Origin of the sequence: Pseudomonas mangiferae (genome assembly GCF_007109405.1) — a bacterium.
Taxonomy (GTDB): Bacteria; Pseudomonadota; Gammaproteobacteria; order Pseudomonadales; family Pseudomonadaceae; genus Pseudomonas_T; species Pseudomonas_T mangiferae.
Genome location: NZ_VJOY01000014.1, coordinates 25,189 through 48,754, shown reverse-complemented (window position 1 = coordinate 48,754; position 23,566 = coordinate 25,189). Strand labels below are relative to the sequence as shown.

Sequence of the window (23,566 nt, the reverse complement as noted above, 5' to 3'; positions counted from 1 at the left end):
CGCAGATTGGCGGTTTATCCCGGCTACCGCAATAACCAACAATGGCCGGGTCGAACAACCCACGGAGACCCCGTCCATGAAAACCCGCCGCCTCGGACACAACGGCCCGCTGCTTTCCGCCATCGGCCTCGGCTGCATGGGGATGAGCGACTTCTATGTCGCGGGCCGCGACGACCGCGAGTCCATCGCCACCCTGCACCGCGCCCAGGAGCTGGGGGTGAACCTCCTCGACACCGCCGACATGTATGGCCCCCACACCAACGAAAAACTGCTGGGCGACGCCCTGCGCGGCCGCCGTGAACAGGCGTTCCTGGCCAGCAAGTTCGGCATCCTCCGCGACCCGGCCAACCCCCATCTGCGGGGCGTATGCGGGCGGCCCGACTACGTGCGCCGTGCCCTGGAGGGCAGCCTCCAGCGGCTGCGCACCGATCACCTGGACCTCTACTACCAGCACCGCATCGACCCCGAGGTGCCCATCGAAGACACCGTCGGCGCCCTCGCCGACCTGGTGAAGGAAGGCAAGGTGCGCTACCTGGGCCTGTGCGAAGTGGCGCCCGATACCCTGGAGCGCGCCCACCGCGTCCACCCCATCAGCGCGGTGCAGAGCGAGTACTCGCTGTGGACCCGCGACCCGGAGGAAAACGGCGTGCTCGCCACCTGCCGGCGCCTGGGCATCGGCTTCGTCCCCTATAGCCCCCTGGGGCGCGGCTTCCTCACCGGCGCCCTGAAGAGCCCGGCGGATTTCGCCGAAGACGATTTCCGCCGCTTCAACCCGCGCTTCCAGGGCGAGAACTTCACCCGAAACCTGGCCCTGGTCCACCAGGTGGAACGCCTGGCCCGGGAGAAGGACGTGCTGCCGGCGCAGCTGGCCCTGGCCTGGGTGCTGGCCAAGGGCGAGGACCTGCTGCCGATCCCCGGCACCAAGCGCCGCCGCTACCTGGAAGAGAACGTCGCGGCCGTGGACATCCAACTGAGCGCGGCGGAAGTGGCCTCCCTGGACGCCATCTTCCCGCCCCAGGCAGCAGCGGGCGACCGCTACGGCGCCGAGTCCATGTCGATGCTCAACCGCTGAAGCCGAGGACGGCGACCCGACGTCAATGTGCAGGGTCGGGAGTCCGCGCCGGGCGCCCGGGCAGGCGCTCACGCTGGGGTGCCTGACGGAAGCGGCGCGCCGAGCGGAGCCGAGCGCTGAGCGCACGGACCCGCCGACAGGTGTCGCTTTCAGGGGCTACTGCCGGATCGGCGGTAGCCGCCCGGTGGCCCTGCCGGCGAGCGCATCGGCCTTCTCATGCGCCCGGCCGGCCCTCAGAAATCGCGCTTGTAGAACAGGTCCAGGGAGCTGGCCAGGCCACTGGCGGCCTCCAGGTAGAGCCGCTTGGTCAGCTCGTAGCGCACCGCCACCACGCTGGAGGATTCCTGCATGCCGAGGCTGTAGCGCACCGTCAGGCGGTCGGAGAGCCGGCCGCTGGCGCCCTCGTCGTCCAGCTGGAAGTCCTTGATGCCGAGCCGCTGGGCCAGCTCGCCGGTGATCGGCGCGCTGCCCGACAGGCCCATGGCCAGGGCGGCCTGGCCCAGGGCGTTGTTGTCGCTGCCGCTGTTCATCGGCCGCCCCAGCACCAGGTAGGACAAGGCCTGTTCCTGGCTCATGGCCGGGGTGGAGAACACCTCGGTGGTGGGTCCGTCGGCGCGGCCGGTAAGGCGCACGCCAGCGGTCACGTCGCCCACCTGGCGCACCGCTTCCACGTCCAGGTAGGGCTGGTCCAGCGGGCCGGTGAACAGCAACCGCGCCCGCTTCAGGTCCAGACGCTGGCCATAGGCCCGGTAGCGGCCGTTCTTCAGGGTCAGCTCGCCATGACCGGTGAGGTTGTCGCCCACCTGCAGGCGCCCGGCCAGGTCAGCGTTGAGCCCGAAACCGGAGAACTTCAGGCGGTCCTCGCCCACCACCACGGTCACGTCCATGGCCAGTTGCGGCCCGCGCTGCTCCACGGGCGCCGCGCCCACCACCTGGGCATCGCCGGAGACCCGCACCGCCTGGGGCGGCAGTGACTTCACGGTGATGCTGCCCCGCGGTATCGCCACCTGGCCGCCCAGGACCAGGCGCCCGTCGGCCAGGCGTACCCGCAGGTCCGGGGCCACTTCCAGGTCCGCATAGGGCTCCACCTGCACCGGCAGGCGCGTGCCGCGCAGGGCGATGTCCACCGTGGGCGCCGCGCCCCAGCCAACGTTGCCGGAGACCGACGCCTGGCCCTGGCCGGCGTGCCAGCCGCCGCTGAGGGTGGCCTGCTCGCCGACGATGTGGGCGTTGAGGGTCAGGCCCTCCAGCCGGGTCGGCAGGGCATCGCCCGCCACCCGCCCATCCCGCAGGTTGAGGTCGCCGTCCACCCGGGGCGCCAGCAGCGTGCCGCCCAGGGTGCCGCTGCCGTCCAGGTGGCCTTCCAGGGTTTCCGCATCGGGCACGAAGGGGCGCGCCACGGCGAGGTCAAGGCCCGACAGGCTGAAACGCCCGGTCAGTGGCTTGTCCTGGGGCCGCGGGTCGATCTGCGCCTCCAGGGTCAGCGCGCCCAGGGTCGGTCCGCCGAGGCGACCGCCGGCGAAGTTCAGCTGCAGGTCGACCCGCTGGGGTTGCAGGTGGCTGTCCAGGCTCAGGCGCTGGTAGGGGAAGTCCACCCAGCCCTGGTCGTCCTTCAGGCGCAGAGTACCGGGCCCGGCATCCAGGCTGACGTGGCCCTGGGGACCGGCCTTGGGCAGGGCCAGGTCCAAGTCGCCGCTCAGGGTGCCGCGCCAGGCCAGGTCGGGCGGCAGCCAGCGGGCCAGGCTGTCCAGAGGGAAGTCCCGCAGGCGGTAGCTGAGCTGCGGCTCGGGCGCCAGGCGCTGTTCGCCGGCGCATAGGCTGGCGGCGCCGGACGCCCAGCAGTGGGCGCCGAAGGTAACGCGGCCATCGGCGAAGCGGCGCAATGGCGCCGGCTCGCGCAGCCGCCAGGTCTGCCCGGCACCGCTCACTTCACCGCGGGCCAGGCGGCCGTTCCAGGCATCGCCGTCGCGGCGGCCGTCGAGGCCAACGTTCAGCACCAGACTCGGGCCGTTGAGGGCCAGGTCCAGTTGCTGCTGGCGGGCGTCCCCTTGCAGGCGCGCGGTGAGGTCCCCTAGGGCCGTCTCGCCGGCCGCCAGGGCACGGGCGTCCACTTGCAGCTGGCCGCGCTGGCGGGCGTCCAGTTCGCCGCGCACGGCCAGGCGTTGCAGGCGCAGGTCGCCCTGGGCCAGGCCCTGGCCGTCCAGGCTCAGCCGCCCCTGAGGGGCGTCGAGGCTGCCGGCCAGGTCGAGGCGCCCGCTGGCGCGACCGGCAAGACCGGGCCAGAGCTGGCCCAGCCGCTCCAGGGCGATGTCGAGCCGCCCCGACAGCTGCGGGTCGAGGGCGCCGCTGCCACTGATGCGGTTGCCCCCCAGCCGCGCCAGCAGGTCGTCCACGCGCCAGCGGCGGTCCTCGCCGGCGGCCCGCAGCCGCAGGCCGGCCGGCTGATTGCGCAGGCGCCCCTGGACATCCAGGTCCGCCTGCAAGGCCAGGGCGCCATCGGCGTAGCGGCCTTTACTGTTCAGCGGGCCGGCCAGCCGGCCCGGCAGCTCGGCGACCCAGTAGGCCGGGTCGACATCCTGGAGGGCCAAGGCCGCATCCCAGTCGATGGCGTCGGCGAAGCCCAGGTGCAGGCGCCCCTGCACGCGCCCCTGGCCGGCCACCAGGCGCAGGTCGTCCAGGCTGACCTGGCCCAGGTCGCCGCTGACCGGGCTGGCCAGGCTGAACGGCCCGGCCGGCCCCTGCAGCTCCCCTTGGAAGCGGCCGTTGTAGGCCTCGCCGGCGTAGTGCAGGTCCGCCTGGAGCCGGCGCACGCTCACCGGCGGTTCATCCACCTGGGGATACAAGCGCCGCCAGGGGAAGTCCTGCCAGTCCAGGTGGGTGTCGGCGGCCAGGCCGTCCTGCCAGTCCAGGCGGCCCTTGAGCCCGACCCGCCGCTGGGCATCCGCCGCCAGTTCGAGGCGGGCGATGTCCGCCCCCTGGGTGGTGACCCGACCCTGCAGGCCGAGGGCCACCGGGCCACCCTCCCCCGGCAGGTTCGCCTGGCCCTGGACCTGATAGCCCTGCTCCAGATCGCCCCGGGCCTCGAGGGTCAGGCCCTGCAGGCGCAAGGTATCCGGCAGGGTCTCGACGGCCTTGAAATCCTCGGCGCTCAGGCGCAGCTCCGCCGGCAGGTGCTCGGCCAGGGGCTGCAGCGAACCCTCCAGGCGCGCCGCCAAATAGCCGCGGCTGTCCGCCCGCAGCGCCACGCGGTCCCGCAGGTTGCCGTCGGCCTCCAGCGCCACGTGCCAAGGCTTGCCGTCCACCGCCGGCAGGGTCAGCGCCCCCCGGGCCTGCATCGGCCAGTCGCCGCGGGGGCTGATGTGGCCGCTCAGTTCCAGGGCCAGGTCGTCCCGCTGCAGGCCGAGACGCTCGATTTGCAGCCCATCGGCGCGCCAGGCGGCGCTCAGGTGCAGGTCGCTGAAGGCGTCCTGGTCGTCCAGGCGGAAGCGCTCGACGCGCACCGTGCCCAACTCCAGCTCCAGGGGCAGGCGCAGGTCCGGCAGGCTGGGCGGACCGGACGACGGCGCCTGGTCGGGAGGCAGCGCCAGCGTCACCGCCGGGGTGACCAGGCGATCGATGCACAGGGTCGCGCGCAGCAGGCAGGACGGCCGCCAGGCCATCTCCGGCGCCTGCACCTGCAGGTGGCTGCCGTCGTCGCCGCGCCACGCCAGCGCGGCCGCCTGCCAATGGCCGCCCAGGCGGCCCTGGAACTCGTCCACCGTCAGCCCCGGCACCCGCGCCAGCAGCCAGCGGCTACCGGCTTCGGTGCCCAGCAGCAGGCCCAGGGCGAGCGCCACCGCCAGCAGCAGGGCCAGCAGGCCGAGGCCGGCGATCTTCAGGCCGCGCCTCATAGCTCCGGCCCCATGGAGAAGTGCAGGCGCACCCCGCCCGGATCATCCAGGGCATGGGCCAGGTCGAGGCGCAGCGGCCCGACCGGCGAGACCCAGCGCACGCCGAAGCCGATGCCGGTCTTGAGCCGGTCGTCGAGGCCGTTCACCGCGTTGCCGCGGTCGACGAAGCCGGCCAGGCGCCAACGCTCGGCGATGCGGTACTGGTACTCGGCGCTGCCGGCCGCCAGGTAGCGGCCGCCGACCCGGTTGCCATGACGGTCCCGGGGCGCCAGGGTCTGGTAGTCGTAGCCGCGCACGCTCTGGTCGCCGCCGGCGAAGAAGCGCAGGGAGGGCGGGATGACGGCGAAGTCGTCGGTGGCGATGCCACCCACCTGCACCCGACCCAGCAGCCGGTGGGACCCGCCAAGGGTGACCAGGCCCTTGGCCAGGGCGCTGGCGCGCAGCATGTCGGCATCGGAGCCCAACTCGCGCTTGGCGCCACTGACCTCGGCCTGCAGGCGGTAGCCGCGACTGGGGTCGAGGGCCGAATCGCTGCGCAGGAAGGTGTAGCCCAGGCCCGGCATGAGGAAGGTGCTCTGCCCGTCCGGGCTGCCGTCGCCGTAGTCGTAGTCCTCCTGCTCCCAGCGCAGGAACACCACCCGCTGCAATTCCTCGCTCAGCTTGGTCTGCCACTGGGCAGCCAGGGTCAGGCGCCCGCTTTCCACGTCCACCAGCTCCTCGTGCTGATAGCCGGCGGTGAAGCGCAGGCTGTCGGTGAGGGGCGGGTCGAGGGGAATCTGGTACCAGGCGGCGATGCTCTGCTGGACCGCGGACACCTGGGTCTCCTCTCCCAGGCTGTGGCCCTTGGCGTTGACCCAGTGGCGCGTCCAGTCCAGGCGCGCGCGGGGACCGACGTCGGTGGAGTAGCCGAGCCCCAGGCCCAGGGTGCGCGGCTTCACCGGGGCCAGCTGGACCTGCACCGGGATCGCCCGGTCGAGGGCGGTGGCCGGCAGCGCATCGATCCGCACCTCGTCGAAATAGCCGCTCTCGCGCAGGTTCTGGTTGAGCTTGGCCACCAGGTCGGCGTCGTAAGAGGCGCCCTCCGCGAACGGCACCATGCGCGCCAGCAGCGCCGGCTCGAAGGGGTTGTCGCCCTTGAACGCCACCGGTCCGAAGCGGTAGCGCGGGCCGCTGTCATAGACCAGCTCGATGTCGGCGCTGTCGGTCTGCGGGTCGATGCGCAGTTGCTGGCGGGTGAAGCGACCGTCGAAGAAGCCGTAGCGCAGGGCCTGGCTCTGGATCAGCTTCTTGGCGTTCTCGTAGACCCCGTGGTCCAGCTGAGCGCCGGGCGCCAGGTCCTTGCCGTCCGGCACCTGAAAGGCCTTGAGCGCGGCGGCCTCGCCTTCAACTCGCACCGTCACTTGGCGCAGGTGCACCGGCTCGCCGGGCCAGACGTCCAGGTGCAGCACCGGCGGCGGCCCGGCGTCCACCCGGCTCTCGACCCGCACGTGGTAGTAGCCCAGGGCCTGGGCAGCCAGCTCGGCCTGGTGCTCGGCGCTGCGCCGGTAGCGTTGCAGGGCGTTCTCGTCCCGCTCGCCGAGGCTGCCTATATAGGCCTCGATGTTGGCCTTGAGGGCCGCCTGGGCGTCGGGACCACGCAGCGGCAGGTGCTTCAGGGGGTGGACGCCGGACGCCGACGCCTGGCCGGCCTTCCCGCCGGCAGGGTCAAGGGTCACGTCGAGCAGGGCCTGGGCGACGCTCCGGTCGCTGGCGCATAACAGGCCGCACAGGAGCAGGCGGCGAAATCCTGGGGGAAAACTCATGGGCCGGGATGCTACCACGGCGCTCCGCCGGCTCGCGCCGGCCTGTCAGCCGCTGGCCTGCAGCGCCAGGCGCGGGTTGGGGTGGAACAGCACGTGCTGACGGATCGGGCCGATGGCCACCTCGCCGATCTCCTCGTAGCCCAGGCGCTGGTAGAAATCCAGGTAGTGAGGGTTGCCGGTGTCGATGACCATGCCATGGGAGCCGTCGTCCTGGGCGCACCAGTCATGCAGCGCCTGGAGCAACTGCCCGCCCACGCCGTGCCCCTGGAAACGCGGATGGACCCCTAGCAGCGGCAGCACGTGGTACGGCCCCGGCGGCAAGCAGGCCAGCACCGCGTCGTGATAGGCCAGGTAGCGCTGGGTGCAGCGGAAGCCGGTGCTGAATACCATGCGCATGCGCCACAGCCAGCTCTCGGTGATCTCCAGGCGCCGCTGGGGCGGCGCGATCAGCGCCAGCCCGGCGAGGCGGTCGTCGATCAGCACGCCGATGGCCGGTAGTTCCTCGAGGAAGTGCTGCTGCACCAATTCGCGCACGCTGGCCCGCACCCGATGGTCGTACCCCGGGCGTTCGGCTTCGAACAGGTAGGCGAAGGTAGGTTCGTGACGGTAGGCGTGGTACAGCAGGGAGCGCGCTTCGCGGGCGTAACCGCCATCGAGCAGGTGCACCTGGAGGACTGGGTCGGACATCGGGCTGACCTCTTTTTCTCGTCGGAGGGGGCCTGGCGAGGGTTCGCGCGGAGTGGCCCGCGGGTCCTCTGGATTGAAGCTAGCACGCGCCTCGTGGGGTCGCCAGGCACGCGAGCGATGGGCTAGCATCGCCCCTTTTCCTGTCCCCGGCGGTTCCCCATGAAGATCGTGTCCTTCAACATCAACGGCCTGCGCGCCCGCCCCCACCAGTTGGCGGCGCTGATCGAGAAACACCAGCCGGACGTGATCGGCCTGCAGGAAACCAAGGTCTCCGACGAGCAGTTCCCCCTGGCGGACATCGAGGCGCTCGGCTACCAGGCCCACTTCCACGGCCAGAAAGGCCACTACGGCGTGGCACTGCTGTCGCGCCAGGCGCCCCTGGAACTGCACAAGGGCTTCCCCAACGATGGCGAAGACGCCCAGCGACGCTTCATCTGGGGCGTCTACGCCGACGCCGCCGGCCAGCCGGTGACCGTGATGAACGGCTACTTCCCCCAGGGCGAAAGCCGTGTCCACCCGACCAAGTTCCCCGCCAAGGAGCGCTTCTACGCCGACCTGCAGGCGCTGCTGGAGAGCCGTTTCCAGCCCGCCCACGCGCTGGTGGTGATGGGCGACCTGAACATCTCCCCCGAGGACTGCGACATCGGCATCGGCGAGGAGAACCGCAAGCGCTGGCTGAAGGCCGGCAAGTGCAGCTTCCTGCCGGAGGAACGGGACTGGTTGCAACGCCTGAAGGGCTGGGGCCTGCTGGACAGCTTCCGCCACCTGAACCCAGAGGTGAACGATCGCTTCAGCTGGTTCGACTACCGCAGCCGCGGCTTCGAGGACGAGCCCAAGCGTGGCCTGCGGATCGACGCGATCCTGGCCAGCCACGGCCTGGGTGAGCGGATCGCCGAGGCCGGGGTGGACTACGAGTTGCGCGGCATGGAAAAACCGTCGGACCACGCGCCGATCTGGCTGCGCCTGCACTGAGCCCGCGCGCACGGCGGCGCCCGTCCGACGCGCCGCTGTCACATGCCTGTCATCCCCCTGGCCTACCCTGCGCGGCACTTTCTCCCCGCCACGCCAGCCAGGTGCCAGCAGTATGTCGAGCGCCCCTTTCCTTCGAGCCCGCGGCTCGCGCCGCCGGCTGATTCCCTGGATCGCCTGCCTGCTGCTGCCGCGGCTCCTGCTGGCGACGCCGTTGCCGATCCCTTCGAACGATGCGCCGGTGCTGCGCATCCAGGGCTCCAACACCATCGGCGCGCACCTGGGGCCGGCCCTGGTGGCCGGCCTGCTCAAGGCCGAGGGCCTGGCGAACGTGCGCATCGAGTCCGCCGGGGAGAACGAATGGCGCGTCAGCGGCCGTGACGGCCAGGGCCACACGGCCTGGGTGCGACTGGCCGCCCATGGCTCCGGTACCGGCTTCGTCGCCCTGCGGGACGGCAGCGCCGAGGTGGCGGCCTCCTCGCGCCCGGTCAAGGACGACGAGGTGGCGGCCCTCGCCGGCCAGGGCGAACTGCGTGGGGAGCGCGCCGAGCAGGTGATCGCCATCGATGGCCTGGCCATCATCGTCCACCCCGGCAACCCGCTGGCGTCCCTGGACAGCGAGCACCTGGCCAAGCTATTCGCCGGCGAAGCGAAGACCTGGGAGGAGATAGGCGGACGCGGCGGCGCCGTGCACCTGTACGCCCGGGACGATCGCTCGGGGACTTATGACACCTTCAAGGAGCTGGTCCTGGCCGCCCATGGCAAGGGCCTGGCAGCCAGCGCGCGGCGCTTCGAATCCAGCGACCAGTTGGCCGCGGAGGTGGCCCGCGATCCCCAGGGCATCGGTTTCGTCGGGCTGCCCTCGGTGGGCGCCGCGCGGGCCCTGGCCCTGGCCGACGGCGCGTCCCGGGCCATGCCGCCGAGCATTGCGCTGATCGCCACCGAGGATTACCCCCTGGCCCGGCGCCTGTACCTCTACCTCACGCCCGGCGAGGCCAACCCCTGGGCCCAGGCCTTGGTGAATTTCGCCCAGAGCCCGGCGGGACAGGCCATCGTCGCCGAGAGCGGCTTCGTCGCCCAGACCGTGCAGGTCATCGACGCCGCCATCGACCCGGGAATGCCGGGGGACTACCGCCGCCTGGCCGCCGAGGCGAAGCGGTTGAGCGTCAACTTCCGCTTCCAGGAAGGCAGCGCGACCCTGGACACCAAGGCCCGCCAGGACATCCGCCGCCTGGTGGACTATCTCGCCGCCGAGGGCAATGGCCATGCCGTCACCCTGGTGGGTTTCGGCGACGCCAAGGCCGACCCGCAGCGCACCGCCCTGCTGTCGAAGCTGCGGGCCATGGCGGTCCGCCGGGAGCTGGCCAAGGCCGGGGTGGTCCCCGAGGACGTGATCGGCCTGGGGGACGCGCTGCCGGTGGCCGCCAACGACGAGGCCGGGCGCCTGCGCAACCGCCGGGTGGAAGTCTGGGTGCGATGATCGCCCTGCCTCGGGAACGCTGACTTCGCGGCAGGCAGAAGGCGCTGTCGGACGAACGTCCGGGCGTTGGTGGCCGAACGGCCTCGACTGGCCGGCCGGTGGAAGTAGGAACGTCGCCGGACAACGGAGTCCTGACCGCGCCCTCGCCTGAGCCAACGTGCTTATCGCGCACTATTCCGCTCAACTCTCCATTGCCGTATCGAAGGGCTTCACCGGCCGCGCGTTTCAGCGCCCAGGACGATTTGCCAGGTCGACTGCCACGCCTCGCCACGACCACACACAGAACCAGCAGACGCAGCTGGATACCTTTCAGGACCACCTGAAACCACGCGGTCACGCTGAAACGATTCTTTTCGGGTCATCCATCACATTTCGGCAGGATCGTGCTGACTTTTTCCCTCCAGCCCTTACTATTCGCGCCCTCATTTTTCACTGGATTCCCCCGATGACTCGTTTTCCCGGCACCGTCGCCCGGACGGCCGGCTTGTTTGTGCTTTGCATGCTCGCCTCGCTCCGCCCCGCTCACGCCGCCCTTCCCGTTTCCGCCGGCACCCAGCCGGTCCTGCGCATCGAAGGCTCCAACACCATCGACGATGTCCTGGCACCGGCCCTGGTAAAAGCTCTGATGCAACGCGAAGGCTTCCAGGCGCCCCAGGAAGAGACCAGCGCCGATGGCCTGGTGAAGCGCATCACCGGCAAGAACGCCCAGGGCCAGCCGGTGATCGTCGAGATCGCCGCCAAGGGCTCGGCCAGCGGCTTCGCCGCCCTGCAGGCCAATACCGCGCAACTGGTGGCCTCGGCGCGTCCCATCGCCGCCAGCGAGGCGACCCTGCTCAAGGACCTGGGCGATATGCACGCCGACGGTGCCGAACAGGTGATCGCCCTGGATGCCCTGGCGGTGGTGGTGCACCCCAGCAACCCGCTGCAGCGCATTTCCCCGCAGCAACTGGCCGCGGTGTTCGCCGGCGAGATCAAGACCTGGGAAGAACTTGGCAGCCACGGCGGCCCCATCACCCTGTACGCCATGGCCAATGAGTCCGGCAGCCACCAGGAATTCGTCGAATCGGTGCTGGCGCCCCAGGGCAAGGCCCTGGCGACCACTGCCAACCAGGCCGCCACCAGCGCCAAGCTGGCCGAAGCGGTGGGCCTGACGCCCCAGGCCATCGGTTTCGTCGGCATGGCCTATGCGGACAAGCTCAAGGCCCTGGCCATCGGCGACAACGGCGCGGCGGCCATCGCCCCCAGCCCCGCCAGCGTGCGCAGCGAGGACTACCCGCTGACCCGCCGCCTGTACTTCTATGCCCGCCCCCACACCAGCGACCCCTGGGCCCATGGCCTGCTGGAGTTCGCCCAGAGCGCCGAGGGCCAGGCCCTGGTGGCGCAGAACGGCTTCGTCGCCCAGACCATCGAGGCCGTGGCGGTAGCGCCGGCGGACGGCATGCCCGACGCCTACAAGGCGCTCGCCGGCGGTGCCCACAAGCTGTCCATCAACCTGCGTTTCAAGGAAGACAGCGCCAAGCTGGACAGCAAGTCGGAGCAGGACCTGCCACGGGTCATCGACTACCTGAAGCGTCAGAACAAGTTGGCCAAGCAGGTGGTGCTGGTGGGCTTCGGCGATGCCAAGGCCGACCCGGCGCGCACCGCGCTGCTGTCGAAGCTGCGCGCCATGGCCGTGAGCCGGCAGTTGGGCAAGGCCGGCGTGAGCGTGCGCGACGTACTGTCCCTGGGCGATGCGCTGCCGGTGGCCGGCAACGACAGCGAGGCAGGCCGGCTGAAGAATCGCCGGGTGGAAATCTGGGTCTACTGACCCTGCTCCGGGCGGGGGCCTGAACTCTTCCCGAAGCGGCGTAGTCAGTGGAACGTTCGCCACTGCCGCTCGGGAGCCGCATGACCGCCGCCTTCGCCTTCCTCGCCACCCCGTTCCTCGGCACGCCGCTGGGGTTCTGGCTGATCTTTGTGGCGGTGGTCCTGGTGTTGCTGGTGCTGGACCTGGGGGTCCTGCACCGCCACCAGCGCGAGATCGGCATGCGCGAAAGCCTGCTGATGTACGCGGCCTACTTCGCCGTGGGCCTGCTGTTCGGCGCCTGGGTCTGGTACGAGATGGGCGCGCACCCCGCCCTGGAGTTCTACACCGGGTTCCTGGTGGAACAGTCGTTGTCCATGGACAACGTGTTCGTCATGGCGATGATCTTCGGCTTCCTTAGCATCCCGCGCCGCCACCAGCACCGCGTGCTGTTCTGGGGCATCCTCGGGGTGGTGGTGCTACGGGCGCTGATGATCGGCTTCGGTACCCTGCTGGTACAGCGCTTCGACTGGGTGCTGTATCTCTTCGGGCTGTTCCTGCTAGTGAGCGGCGTGCGCATGCTGTTCAGCCGCGAGGACGACCCGGCGGACCTGTCGCGGAACCGCGTGCTGGCCTTCCTGCGCCGGCGCCTGCGGGTGACCGAGACCCTTCATGGCGGGCGCTTCTTCATCCGCCAGCCGCGCCATGGCCACCATCGGCTGCACGCCACCCCGCTGTTCCTCGCCCTGGTGCTGATCGAGCTGGCCGACCTGGTGTTCGCCGTGGACAGCGTGCCGGCGGTGTTCTCCATCACCCAGGACCCCTTCATCGTCTACACCTCGAACATCTTCGCCATCCTCGGCTTACGCTCGCTGTATTTCGCCCTGGCGGCGCTGATGCACCGCTTCGTCTACCTCAAGTACGCCCTGGCCCTGGTGCTGCTGTGCATCGGCCTCAAGATCATGCTGCACGACCTCTACCCGGTTTCCCCGGGCGTTTCCCTTGGCGTAACCTTCGCACTGCTGAGCGGCGGGGTGCTGGCGTCCTGGCTGAGGACCCGCGGGAGCCCGCCGGCGAACTGACAGGAGCGCGTCGTGCAGGCTGTACGCATCGAGTACCGGGAGCAGGACGGCGAGGCCTACTGGCAAGTGACCCTGGGTCGGCGCGCCCTCCGCTTTCACGACGAAGCGGCGGCCCGGGGATTCGCCGCCCAACTGCACATGCGCCTGGACTGGCTGAAAGCCCAGGCCGCCCTCCACGAAAGCGATGAGGAATCCCAGCCGTCCTAGGCGCTGGACAGCAGGCGCGCAGGGCACGCGACGCCGTGCGGTGGGGAGCAAAGAAGGAAGCCGATCCGCTGCGATATCGGCCTTGGAAGGATGGCGCGGACGCAGCCCAGGCCGCGTCCGCGAGGGGCGTCAGTCCAGGCGGACCAGCACGCGGCCTACCAGCTTGCCGGCGAGGATTTGCTTGATGGCGTCGGGCAGCTGTTCCAGCGTCACTTCGTGCGCCAGGGTTTCCAGGTTGTCCAGCTTCCATTGCAGGGACAGGCGGTCCCACATGGACGCCTTGACCACCAGGGGCAGCTCCACGGAATCCACCCCCAGCAGGTTCACCCCGCGCAGGATGAACGGCAACACGCTGGCCTTGAACTCGGCGCCGGCGGTGAGCCCGCAGCAGGCGACGCTGGCGCCGTACTTCAACGACTTCACCACGTTGAACAGAATGTCGCCGCCCACCGTGTCCACCGCACCGGCCCACTGCTCCTTGAGCAGCGGCTTGCCGACGCCGTCGGCAGCGGTGGCCCGGTCGAGGATCTGGCTGGCACCGAGCCGGTGCAGGTATTCCGCCTGCTCCAGCTTGCCGGTGGCCGCCGCTACGGTGTAGCCCAGGCGCGCCAGCAGGGCGACGGCGATGCTGCCGACGCCGCCGCTGGCACCGGTGACCAGTACCGGGCCGGCGCTGGCGTCGATGCCCGCCCGCTCCAGCTTGTCGACACACAGGCCGGCGGTGAGGCCGGCAGTCCCCAGCAGCATGGATTCCCGCAGGCTGAGGCCCTTGGGTCGCTTCATCACCCAGGCCGCCGGCACGCGGATGTACTGGCCGAACCCGCCCGGGGTGTTCATGCCCAGGTCGTAGCCGGTGACGATCACCTCGTCCCCGGCGGCGAATTCGCTGACCGCGGACTCGGCCACCACGCCGGCGGCGTCGATGCCCGGGGTATGGGGGTACTGGCGGGTCACGCCGCGGTTGCCGTTGGCGGACAACGCGTCCTTGTAGTTCAGCGAGGAATACTGCACGCGGATCAGCACGTCGCCCGCCGGCAGCTCATCGATGCCCAGCTCGACGATCGCCTGTTCGAATACCCCGTGGGGGGCTTCGGTGACCCGAAGCGCCTTGAATCTGCTCATTGATCCTCCTTACTGCCAGAAACGCTGTTGGTTGAGGCGGGTCAGCCCGGTCAGCAGCAGACGGTCCATCGCCATCCCGGCCGCCAGCCCGACGCGTTCCTGCAGACTCTTCTTCTCGACATAGTGCACCTGGAACAGTTCAGCATCCCTGGCGCGCTCCGCCAGGTACTCGTCGCTGGTCTTGAGCTCGTCCACCAGTTGCTTGCCCAGGGCCGACAGGCCCAACCAGATCTCGCCGGTGGCCACTTCGTCGATGGACAGCTGCGGGCGGTAGCGGGCGACGAAGTTCTTGAACAGCTCGTGGGTGATGTCCAGGTCTTCCTGGAATTTCTCCCGGCCCTTCTCGGTGTTCTCGCCGAACACCGTCAGGGTGCGCTTGTATTCGCCGGCAGTGAGCATCTCGTAGTCGATGTCGTGCTTCTTCAGCAGGCGGTGCAGGTTGGGCAACTGGGCCACCACGCCGATGGAGCCGAGGATGGCGAACGGGGTGGAGAGGATCTTCTCGCCAATGCAGGCCATCATGTAGCCGCCGCTGGCGGCCACCTTGTCCACGCACACGGTGAGGGGCACGCCGGCCTGGCGGATGCGCACCAGCTGGGAGGCGGCGAGGCCATAGCCGTGGACCATGCCGCCGCCGCTTTCCAGGCGAAGCACCACCTCGTCCTGGGGAGTGGCCATGGTCAGCACCGCGGTGACTTCGTGGCGCAGGCTTTCCACGGCGGAGGCCTTGATGTCGCCATCGAAGTCCAGCACGTAGACCCGCGGCTTCTGCTCGCCGCTCTTGCGCGCCTGCTTGGCGGCCTTCGCCTCGGCCTTGCGCAGCCCCTTCAGGCGCTCCTTGTCCAGCAGCGAGGTCTCCAGGCGCTCCCGCAGGCCTTTGTAGAAATCGTTCAGCTTGTGCACCTGGAGCTGGCCGCCGCCCCGACGCCCTCGTCCCCGAATGGCGGCCACGCACAGCAGGACCGCCAGGATGGCCAGAACCACGGTCACGGTCTTGGCCAGGAAACTCGCATAATCGGCAAGAAACTCCACGCACATCTCCTCGTACGCCCGGCCCCGATGGCCGCGAACGGCTGATGGGCAAGCATACCGGCGTCCCCCGGCGCCGGCCAGTTAACGCCTGCGCAGGGCGACGGCGGCCATTCAAACAAGCGTATGTTTTTCCGTTGACAGTCGCCCCGCCCTGCCCCTACCCTTGCCGAACCTCCACCCGACCGGACGCTGGGACGTGGGCAGCATCTACCTGATACGACATGGCCAGGCCTCCTTCGGCGCCGACGACTACGACGTGCTGTCGACGACCGGCATCCGCCAGGCGGAAGTCCTCGGGGAGCACCTGGCACGGCTCGGCGTGCGCCTGGACCGCTGCGTCGCCGGCGACCTGCGCCGCCAGCAGGACACCGCTCGCGCCGCCCTCGGCCGCCTCGAAGCGGCCGGCCTGCCCCGCCCCGATCTGGCAATCGACCCAGCCTTCGACGAATTCGAAGCCGACGAAGTGATCCGCGCCCACCTGCCGGACCTGCTGCAGGTCGAGCCCGAGGCCCTGCACATCCTGCGCAACGCCGGCGAGCACCGCGCCGAATTCCAGCGGCTGTTCTCGCTGATGATTGGTCGCTGGGTCTCCGGTGAACACGAAAAGGACGGCCTCATCAGTTGGCAGGCCTTCCGCTCCCGCGTCGAGGCCGGCCTGCAACGCCTGCTGGACGGCGCCGGCGAGAAGGAGCGCATCGCCGTCTTCACCTCCGGCGGCACCATCACCGCCCTCTTGCAGTCCATTGTCGGCATGCCGGCGATCAAGGCGTTCGAGCTGAACTGGCAGATCGTCAACACCTCGCTGAGCGTGCTGAAATTCCGCAAGGGCGAAGTATCCCTGGCTTCCTTCAACAGTCATGTGCACCTGGAGCTGTTGAAGATGCCCGAGCTCATCACCTACCGCTGAGCGAAGGCCCATCGCGCGACCGGATCGGTCGCCAGACAAAACCGAAAACGAAGGATAGAACCCATGAGCACCGCTGATATCGTCAAAAGCATGCAGTCCAAGTTCAACGCCAGCGCCGCTGCCGGTCTGGACCTGGTCTTCCAGTTCAACATCGAAGACGGCGAAAACCACTACCTGGTCGTCAAGGACGGTACCTGCGACGTTCAGCAAGGCGATGCGCCCAACCCCAACGTCACCCTGATCATGGACAGCGAAACCCTCAAGGGCATCACCAGCGGCGAAACCGACGGCATGCAGGCCTTCATGGCCGGCAAGCTGCGCGCCGAAGGCGACATGATGCTGGCGATGAAGCTGAGCGAACTGTTCCCGGTCTGATCCCGGCGCGGTTCACCCGAAAACCGGAGTCCTCGACTCCGGTTTTTTTTCGGCCACGTGTCGCGGATCAGGCGATTTGATCGTCGGGCAACACGCTGGTCTATAACGATCCGACGCGCCTTGTGGCGTTCCCATCCGAGACATTAGATTAGCCAATAGTCTCGGGAACCCATCATAAGCAGAAGGGATAGGCATGACGCTCACCGACCAGTCCACGCGGATTCGCGAAGGCGAAGAACTCGACCCCGCCCTCATCGACCCGTACCTCAAGGCGCGCATCCCCGGCCTGCAGGGTACGCCGCGCATCAGCCAGTTCCCGGGCGGCGCGTCCAACCTGACCTACCTGATCGAGTACCCGCAGCAGGAGTTCGTCCTGCGCCGCCCGCCGTTCGGCCACAAGACCAAGTCCGCCCACGACATGGGCCGCGAGTTCCGCATCCTCAACCAGCTCAACGCCGGTTTCCCGTACTGCCCCAAGGCCTATGTGCATTGCACCGATGAATCGGTGATCGGGGCGGAGTTCTACGTCATGGAACGGGTTCGCGGGATCATCCTACGGGCCGACCTGCCGACCGGCATGAGCCTCGACGAACAGCAGGCCCGCACCCTCTGCCACAGCTTCATCGACAAGCTGGTGGAGCTGCACAGCGTGGACTACGAGGCCTGTGGCCTGGCCGACCTGGGCCGCCCGGACGGCTACGTGAAGCGCCAGGTGGAAGGCTGGTGCGACCGCTACGAGAAGGCCGCGACCCCGGATGCCCCCGGCTGGGAGGCGGTGAAGACCTGGTTGCGGGAGAAGCAGCCGGCCGACCATGGGAAGCCGGCGATCATCCACAACGACTATCGCTTCGACAACGTCATCCTCGACCCTGAAGGCCCGCTGAGCATCATCGGCGTGCTGGACTGGGAGCTGACCACCCTGGGCGACCCGCTGATGGACCTGGGCAACACCCTCGCCTACTGGATCCAGGCCGACGACCCGGCCCCGGTGCAACTGATGCGCCGCCAGCCCAGCCACCTGCCGGGCATGCTCGGCCGCCAGGCCTTCGCCGACTACTACGCCGAGCGCGCCGGCATCGACCTGCCGTGCATCGACTTCTATTACGCCTACGGCCTGTTCCGGCTGGCGGGCATCGTGCAGCAGATCTACTACCGCTATTACCACGGCCAGACCCAGGACAAGCGCTTCGCCACGTTCATCCAGATGAACCGGCTGCTGGAGCGCATGAGCCTGAACGTCATCGATCAATCCCGGCTGTAAGCCGCCACCAGGGGAAGCCCATGTCCAAGACCCACCTGTTCGACCTCGACGGCAAGATCGCCTTCGTTTCCGGCGCCAGCCGCGGCATCGGCGAGGCCATCGCCAAGCTGCTGGCCCAACAGGGCGCCCACGTGATCGTCTCCAGCCGCAAGCTGGACGGTTGCCAGGCCGTGGCCGACGCCATCACCGCCGAAGGTGGCAAAGCCACCGCCATCGCCTGCCACATCGGCGAGATGGAGCAGATCCAGCAGGTCTTCGCGGACATCCGCGAGCGCTTCGGCCGCCTCGACATCCTGGTCAACAACGCCGCCACCAACCCGCAGTTCTGCAACGTGCTGGACACCGACCTGGGGGCGTTCCAGAAGACCGTGGACGTGAACATCCGCGGCTACTACTTCATGTCCATCGAGGGCGGCAAGCTGATGCGCGAGAACGGCGGCGGCAGCATCGTCAACGTCGCTTCCATCAACGGCGTCACCCCGGGGGACTTCCAGGGCATCTATTCAGTGACCAAGGCCGCAGTGATCAGCATGACCAAGGTCTTCGCCAAGGAATGCGCGCAGTACGGCATCCGCTGCAACGCCCTGCTGCCGGGCCTGACGGACACCAAGTTCGCCTCGGCCCTGACCAAGAACGACAGCATCCTGAAGATGGCGCTGCAGCGCATCCCGCTGAAGCGCGTGGCCGATCCGGGCGAGATGGCCGGGGCCGTGCTCTACCTGGCCAGCGACGCCTCCAGCTACACCACCGGCGTGGCGCTGAACGTCGACGGCGGCTTCCTGTCCTGAGGATCGCCGTCATGAAAAAGGGAGCCCGAGGGCTCCTTTTTCGTTGTCGCCAGTCGCGGGGTTCTGTACGAAAAGTCGTCGAGCGAAGGTCAGGCACGGCAAAAACAGGCGAAGAAGCGGAGTTCACGTGCTGTACATGAGCAGTCTGAGCCTGTTTTTTACGCAGCATCAGCGAGCGCAGGCATTTTTCGTAAGAACCTAGCGCCAGTCCTTCAATGCCTGGCTCGCCGCCTGGTTGAGGGGCTGCGCCAGCAGGCCGGTGGGCGACAGGTTGACCGCGTACACCGCGCCGTCGGCGATGGGCAGGTAGGTGACCCGCTGCGCCTGAGGGTCGAAGAGGAACAGGTCGTGCTGGCCCAGGCGCGCCCAACGCCAGAGGTCGATGCCGTAGGCGCTCTCGGCCAGCTGCACCCGGGCGTGCTGGGCCATCTGCTGCTGCTCGATGGCGAGGAAGCGTCCGGACAGCCGTTCCAGGCGGTAACCGGTCTGCAGGCCGATCAGCGCGGCCAGGCCCTTCCACTTGAACAGCCGGGCGTCCAGCTGCCAGAGGTCGCCGTCCAGCATCACCTGGTGCTCCTCGCCTCCCTGCATCAGGTTGACCCGGTAGCGCTGCGGCCCCTCGGCCTGGAAGCTCAGGGTGACCAGGGGCTTGCCCTCGGGCAGCGGGGCGTAGGTGGACAGGTCCTTCGCCACCAGCGCCACCAGCACCGCCGCAGCGACGAACAACAGGCCGCAGGTGCCGCGCAGCCAACCGGCCAGCCAGCGCCCGCCGGAAAGGATGCGTATCGCCACCCAGAGCGCGAGCAGCGCCAGCAGCGCGACGCCCAGGGCCAGGCCGAGGTATTGCATGGAAGACTTCCCTTCTTTCTGAAATTGCCGGCATTATGCGCAGCCCGCCTTGCCGCGGCCAGCCGCCAGGCCGCGCAATCAGTCACAGATCGAGTGTTTTATGCCCTTTCCTCTGGAACTCGCGGTGGACCCCGTCACCCTGGCCGTGCTCGCGGCCGTCGCTTTCCTCGCCGGGTTCATCGATGCCATCGCCGGTGGCGGCGGCCTGCTCACCATCCCCGCCCTGCTCACCGCCGGCCTGCCGCCCCACCTGGTGCTGGGCACCAACAAGCTGTGCGCCACCTTCGGTTCAGGGATCGCCAGTTTCACCTTCTACCGGCGCCGGCTGTTCGACCCGCGCCAGTGGCGCAACGCCCTGCTGGCCACCGCGATCGGCGCCGCCCTGGGCGCGGTCCTCGCCCACTGGCTGCCGGCCGAATGGCTGAACCAGATGCTGCCGGTGGTGGTGTTCGGCTGCGGGCTGTACCTGCTGTTCGGCCGCACCCCGGATACCGTCCAGGCCAGCGACGCCCCCATCGCCCGCGGCCGGCAATGGCCCCAGGGGCTGGGGCTGGGCTTCTACGACGGGGTGGCGGGCCCGGGTACCGGCGCGTTCTGGACGGTGAGCAGCCTGCTGCTCTATCCGCTGGATCTGGTCCGCGCCAGCGGCGTCGCGCGCAGCATGAACTTCGTCAGCAACGCGGTGGCCCTCGGGGTGTTCATCGTCGGAGGCCAGGTGGCCTGGCTGCTGGGCATCGCCATGGGCCTGGCGCTGATGGCGGGCGCCTTCCTCGGCGCGCGCACGGCGATCAAGGGTGGAGCGAAGTTCATTCGCCCGGTGTTCATCCTGGTGGTGCTGGCGCTGACCGCGCGCCTAGCCTGGCAGCACTGGTTCGGCGCCGCCTGAGCGACGGGCCAGGTACAGGTCGATCAGGTAGCGGGCGATGGAGCGCGACGCCGGCAGTGGCGGCAGGTTATCCAGCGGGAACCAGCGGGCATCCTCGATTTCCCCGGGCTGCGGCACGATCTCGCCGGAGCGGTATTCGGCGTGGAAACCGAGCATCAGCGAATGGGGGAACGGCCAGCTCTGGCTGGCGATGTAGCGCGGCGCCTCGATCTCCACCGCCACTTCCTCGCGCACCTCGCGCCGCACGCACGCTTCCACCGACTCACCGGGCTCGACGAACCCGGCCAGGGTGCTGTAGACCCCCGGGACGAAGCGCGGCGAACGGGCCAGCAGCACCTCGTCGCCCCGGGTGACCAGCACGATCATGCTCGGCGCCAGGCGCGGGTACAGGTGCAGGCCGCAGTCCGAACAGACCATGGCGCGCTCGCCCGGCAACAGCCGCAGGCCCACGCCGCAGCTGCCGCAGAAGCGGTTCTGCTGCGCCCAGGTGCCGATCTGGCTGGCATAACCGAGCATGCGAAAGGTCTCGGCATCGGCCTGCATCATGAATTGCCGCAGGCCCTGCCAGCTGCAGCCAGGCAGCTCGGCGCCGGGTGCGGCTTCCAGCAGGTACACCGGCTCGCCATCCAGATGGCCGATGCCGTGTTCGGCGAGAATCGGCAGGTTCTGGCGGGCCAGCCAAGCACGGGGGAACAGCACGCCGTTGGCGTCCGCCAGGAAGCGCTGCTGGCTGTGTACCAGGCTCCAGCCGCCCTCGGTCTGCTCCGCGAGCAGGCCCGGCTGCCAGCGCGGGGCGTCCATCAGGCCGCCACCGGCAAGCCGAGGGCGCGCACGCTGTCGGCCGCCAGGTCGAGGACGCTGGGCTGGGTCTCCGGCCGCATCACCGCCCCGCCTTCCAGGTAGTACTCCAGGCTGGTGAGGGCGTCGGCGAGGGTCTCCAGCATCTGCTCGGACGGCATCTGCGGGGCCTCCAGCATCTGCTTCTGGATGTATTCGGCGCAGGCGCCCACCAGGTTCGCCGCACGCTCGCGGCCGAGGAACCACAGGCCGCCGCGCACGGTGTGCAGGCTGAACGGCACGTTGGCCAGGTGCAGCTTGTCGCCGTTGGACTCCAGGTAGGCGGTGATGGCGCGCTTGGCCAGGCCGATGCCGGCCTGGGCTTCGTCCACCACGACGATACGGGCCTCGAACAGCTGGTGGTCGGCGAAGGACTCGGCTTCCTGGCCCACCACGGCCATCTGCGGACGGCTGTCCGGCGCCTGGCCGCGCTCCAGGCTGGCGACCATGCTCTCCACGTAGAGCACCGCGTCGGCCAACTTGTGCAGCGCCTGGCCGTCCGGTTCGCTCGTCTCGTCCCGGGCCCACCCGGCCACCACCGGCAACTGGGCCTGCAAGGCATTGCCCGCGGAGGTCAGCCCCACCATGCCCAGGGTCTTGGCCAGCTTGCCCAGTTGCGTGTGCAGGGCGCCGAACCCCTCGCGCTGGGCGGTGCCACGCTCGATCAGGTCGAGCATGTCCTTGACCCCGGCCAGTTCCTCGCGGATCGCCGAAGACAGGGAGCGCATGACCGCCTGGCCCGGACCCGCCAGGCGCTGGTATTCCTCTTCCAGCAGGTGGTCGGTGAACGGCAGCGACGCCAGGCCGAACACCTCGCGTACCTCGCCGACGCGCGGCCCCTGGCTGTCGGCCAGGGCCACCAGATAGAGCAGCTCCTTGAGCAGTGCCCGCGGCGCTTCGTAGGCGGGTACGCCCAGCAGCGCCTTGAGTTCGCGGTCCAGGCGGGAGAACAGCTGCTTGCGCGCCTTGCGCGGCAGCAACTGGGCATCCATCTGGGCTTCCAGGGCGGCGGCGCCGATCCAGCACAGGCGCGCCCGCGGCTCGCCGGCGTACAGCGCGTCCAGGCGAGCCAGGGCACGGGCCATCAGCTTCAGGCTGCCCAGGGGATTCTGTTCGCGGATGAAACCCAGCAGCCCCACCTGGTACATGTGGCGCAACCGGCGCGCCTCGCCGTCACGGTCCGCGGAGGTCACCGCCGTGGGCGGGATCGGCCGCGGCTGGTCGAGGCGCGCGCTGAAGAAGAAGCTCTCCGGCAGCGGCGGCTGCGCGCCCGCCTGGCGCAGGTCATTGATGGCCGGCAGCAGCAGCTCCGGCATTTCCCGGCGGTGGGCGTCCACCCCTTCCAGGTAACGTCGCAGCACGTAGAGGGCATTGCTCAGGGCGGCCAGCTGGCTGTCGCGCTCCTCGCCGGCGCCAACCGGAATATCGGTGGCCTGCTGCAGCACTTCCTGGGCCAGCAGCTCCGCGCCGGCCAGCTCGATCAGGGCCAGGGTGCCGCGCACCTGGTGCAGGCTTTCCACCGCCTGCTGCAACAGGCTGCCGTTCTGCCGTTCGACGATGAAATGTTCCAGGCTCTGTTCGGCCTGTTCCATGGTCGCGAACAACTCGTCGCGTACCAGGCTAAGGGACGTGGCTCCGGTGACCATGGGCTAGCGCGCCTCCCGCGCGACGTTCTCGTACGGCATCAGTCGGCGAATTCCGGTTTCTGCTTGTTCATATGGGCTGCCATGGCCACCCGCAGGTCGGCGGACTGCAGCATCGCCGCGTTCCAGGTGGCGATGTATTCCAGGCCGTCGTCGACCCGGTGGTCGCGCATGTAGCGAACCATTTCCTTGGTGCCGCGCACCGCCAGGGGCGACTTGGCGGCGATGTCGCGGGCGATGGCGAAGACCCCGTCGAGGAGCGCCTGGGGGTCGTCGAAGGTGCGGTTGACCAGCCCCATGCTCCGGGCTTCCTCGCCGTCGAAATGCCGGCCGGTGTAGGCCAGTTCGCGCATCATGCCATCGCCGATCAGCCGCGGCAGGCGCTGCAGCGTGCCGACGTCGGCGGCCATGCCGATGTCGATTTCCTTGATGGAGAACTGGGCGTCGCGGGTGGAATAGCGCATGTCGCAGGCGGCGATCAGGTCGATGCCACCGCCCAGGCAGTAGCCGTGGATGGCGGCCAGCACCGGCTTGCGGCAGAGGTCGACGGCGTTGAAGGAAGCCTGCAGTTCGAGGATCTTGCGCCGCAGGATCTCGGCGTTGCGCCCGATGTCCTTGCCCAGGACATTGGCCGCCTGGGCCAGGAGCATCAGGTCGATGCCGGAGGAGAAGTGCTTGCCGGCGCCCGACAGCACCACGGCGCGCACCTCGTCGGTGTCGTCGACCCAGCGGAAGATCTCGATGATCTCGCGCCAGAAGTCGGCGTTCATCGCATTGGCCTTTTCCGGCCGGTCGATGATGACATGGGCGATCTTGTCGGCCAGTTCGACGCGAAAGGCTTGGTAATCGGGCACGGGCGGGTCACCTTGGACGCGTGGCGCAGAGGCGCCTGGG

The 23,566-nt window shown here is 69.3% G+C and carries 20 protein-coding genes; 11 read left to right on the top strand and 9 right to left on the bottom strand.

Going from position 1 to position 23,566, the window contains the following annotated elements; translation table 11 throughout:
* Positions 1-76: 76 nt before the first annotated feature.
* On the top strand, positions 77-1,072 hold the full coding sequence (locus FM069_RS17300; protein WP_143489627.1) for an aldo/keto reductase: 996 nt from the start codon (positions 77-79) through the stop codon (positions 1,070-1,072).
* Positions 1,073-1,305: 233 nt separating this feature from the next.
* On the opposite strand, the gene FM069_RS17295 is transcribed toward FM069_RS17300, so the two are convergent.
* Genes FM069_RS17295 through FM069_RS17285 form a run of 3 tightly spaced genes read right to left on the bottom strand, consistent with a single transcriptional unit; the run spans position 1,306 to position 7,451 of the window.
* Positions 1,306-4,962, bottom strand: coding sequence for a translocation/assembly module TamB domain-containing protein (locus FM069_RS17295; RefSeq protein WP_143489626.1), 3,657 nt, complete (start codon positions 4,960-4,962; stop codon positions 1,306-1,308).
* The gene (locus FM069_RS17290) at positions 4,959-6,764 is read right to left on the bottom strand and encodes an autotransporter assembly complex protein TamA (RefSeq protein ID WP_143489625.1); all 1,806 of its coding nucleotides are present in this window, start codon (positions 6,762-6,764) and stop codon (positions 4,959-4,961) included. The genes FM069_RS17295 and FM069_RS17290 overlap by 4 nt, the downstream gene beginning before the upstream one ends.
* Positions 6,765-6,809: 45 nt before the next feature.
* Complete coding sequence (locus FM069_RS17285) at positions 6,810-7,451, bottom strand: GNAT family N-acetyltransferase (RefSeq protein ID WP_143489624.1); 642 nt, start codon at positions 7,449-7,451, stop codon at positions 6,810-6,812.
* A 159-nt stretch (positions 7,452-7,610) separates the two neighbouring features.
* Between FM069_RS17285 and xthA the strand changes: the two genes are divergently transcribed.
* From xthA to FM069_RS17260, 5 genes are all read left to right on the top strand, one after another.
* A complete protein-coding gene (gene xthA, locus FM069_RS17280; RefSeq protein ID WP_143489623.1) occupies positions 7,611-8,423 on the top strand; it encodes an exodeoxyribonuclease III in 813 nt (270 codons plus the stop codon).
* Positions 8,424-8,535: 112 nt separating this feature from the next.
* Positions 8,536-9,900, top strand: a complete 1,365-nt coding sequence (locus FM069_RS17275; protein ID WP_143489622.1) for a substrate-binding domain-containing protein — start codon at positions 8,536-8,538, stop codon at positions 9,898-9,900.
* Positions 9,901-10,399: 499 nt separating this feature from the next.
* Positions 10,400-11,707 carry a phosphate ABC transporter substrate-binding/OmpA family protein gene (locus FM069_RS17270; RefSeq protein WP_143489621.1) on the top strand — a complete coding sequence of 436 codons (1,308 nt, stop codon included), beginning with the start codon at positions 10,400-10,402 and terminating at the stop codon, positions 11,705-11,707.
* An 80-nt stretch (positions 11,708-11,787) separates the two neighbouring features.
* Positions 11,788-12,765, top strand: coding sequence for a TerC family protein (locus tag FM069_RS17265; RefSeq protein ID WP_143489620.1), 978 nt, complete (start codon positions 11,788-11,790; stop codon positions 12,763-12,765).
* A gap of 12 nt (positions 12,766-12,777) precedes the next feature.
* The gene (locus FM069_RS17260) at positions 12,778-12,972 is read left to right on the top strand and encodes a hypothetical protein (RefSeq protein WP_143489619.1); all 195 of its coding nucleotides are present in this window, start codon (positions 12,778-12,780) and stop codon (positions 12,970-12,972) included.
* Between the two features lie 129 nt (positions 12,973-13,101).
* Here FM069_RS17260 and FM069_RS17255 read toward each other — a convergent pair whose 3' ends face one another.
* Positions 13,102-14,094: a YhdH/YhfP family quinone oxidoreductase gene (locus FM069_RS17255; RefSeq protein ID WP_143489618.1), complete on the bottom strand. Its 993-nt coding sequence runs from the start codon at positions 14,092-14,094 to the stop codon at positions 13,102-13,104.
* Positions 14,095-14,103: 9 nt separating this feature from the next.
* Positions 14,104-15,126: a protease SohB gene (gene sohB, locus FM069_RS17250; RefSeq protein ID WP_143489617.1), complete on the bottom strand. Its 1,023-nt coding sequence runs from the start codon at positions 15,124-15,126 to the stop codon at positions 14,104-14,106.
* A 196-nt stretch (positions 15,127-15,322) separates the two neighbouring features.
* On the opposite strand from sohB, the gene FM069_RS17245 reads away from it, so the two are divergent.
* The 4 genes from FM069_RS17245 (at position 15,323) to FM069_RS17230 (ending at position 18,457) form a co-directional block, all read left to right on the top strand.
* Positions 15,323-16,033, top strand: a complete 711-nt coding sequence (locus FM069_RS17245) for a histidine phosphatase family protein (RefSeq protein ID WP_143489616.1) — start codon at positions 15,323-15,325, stop codon at positions 16,031-16,033.
* A gap of 63 nt (positions 16,034-16,096) precedes the next feature.
* Positions 16,097-16,408 (top strand): SCP2 sterol-binding domain-containing protein, encoded by a 312-nt coding sequence (locus FM069_RS17240; RefSeq protein WP_143489615.1) that lies wholly within the window; start codon positions 16,097-16,099, stop codon positions 16,406-16,408.
* A gap of 193 nt (positions 16,409-16,601) precedes the next feature.
* A complete protein-coding gene (locus tag FM069_RS17235) occupies positions 16,602-17,669 on the top strand; it encodes a phosphotransferase family protein (protein WP_143489614.1) in 1,068 nt (355 codons plus the stop codon).
* A gap of 20 nt (positions 17,670-17,689) precedes the next feature.
* Positions 17,690-18,457 (top strand): SDR family oxidoreductase, encoded by a 768-nt coding sequence (locus tag FM069_RS17230; protein WP_143489613.1) that lies wholly within the window; start codon positions 17,690-17,692, stop codon positions 18,455-18,457.
* Positions 18,458-18,655: 198 nt separating this feature from the next.
* Here the strand turns inward: FM069_RS17230 and FM069_RS17220 are convergent, their stop codons facing one another.
* Positions 18,656-19,306: a hypothetical protein gene (locus FM069_RS17220; protein ID WP_143489612.1), complete on the bottom strand. Its 651-nt coding sequence runs from the start codon at positions 19,304-19,306 to the stop codon at positions 18,656-18,658.
* A 100-nt stretch (positions 19,307-19,406) separates the two neighbouring features.
* On the opposite strand from FM069_RS17220, the gene FM069_RS17215 reads away from it, so the two are divergent.
* Complete coding sequence (locus tag FM069_RS17215; RefSeq protein WP_143489611.1) at positions 19,407-20,192, top strand: TSUP family transporter; 786 nt, start codon at positions 19,407-19,409, stop codon at positions 20,190-20,192.
* On the opposite strand, the gene nudC is transcribed toward FM069_RS17215, so the two are convergent.
* The 3 genes from nudC to FM069_RS17200 are packed head-to-tail and all read right to left on the bottom strand — an operon-like array spanning position 20,160 to position 23,526.
* Positions 20,160-20,993: an NAD(+) diphosphatase gene (nudC, locus tag FM069_RS17210; protein WP_143489610.1), complete on the bottom strand. Its 834-nt coding sequence runs from the start codon at positions 20,991-20,993 to the stop codon at positions 20,160-20,162. The two genes, FM069_RS17215 and nudC, sit on opposite strands and share 33 nt — an antisense overlap.
* The gene (locus tag FM069_RS17205) at positions 20,993-22,675 is read right to left on the bottom strand and encodes a penicillin acylase family protein (protein WP_143489609.1); all 1,683 of its coding nucleotides are present in this window, start codon (positions 22,673-22,675) and stop codon (positions 20,993-20,995) included. Before FM069_RS17205 ends, nudC begins: the two co-directional genes overlap by 1 nt.
* 38 nt (positions 22,676-22,713) lie before the next feature.
* Positions 22,714-23,526, bottom strand: a complete 813-nt coding sequence (locus FM069_RS17200; RefSeq protein WP_143489608.1) for a crotonase/enoyl-CoA hydratase family protein — start codon at positions 23,524-23,526, stop codon at positions 22,714-22,716.
* Between the last annotated feature and the right edge of the window lie 40 nt (positions 23,527-23,566).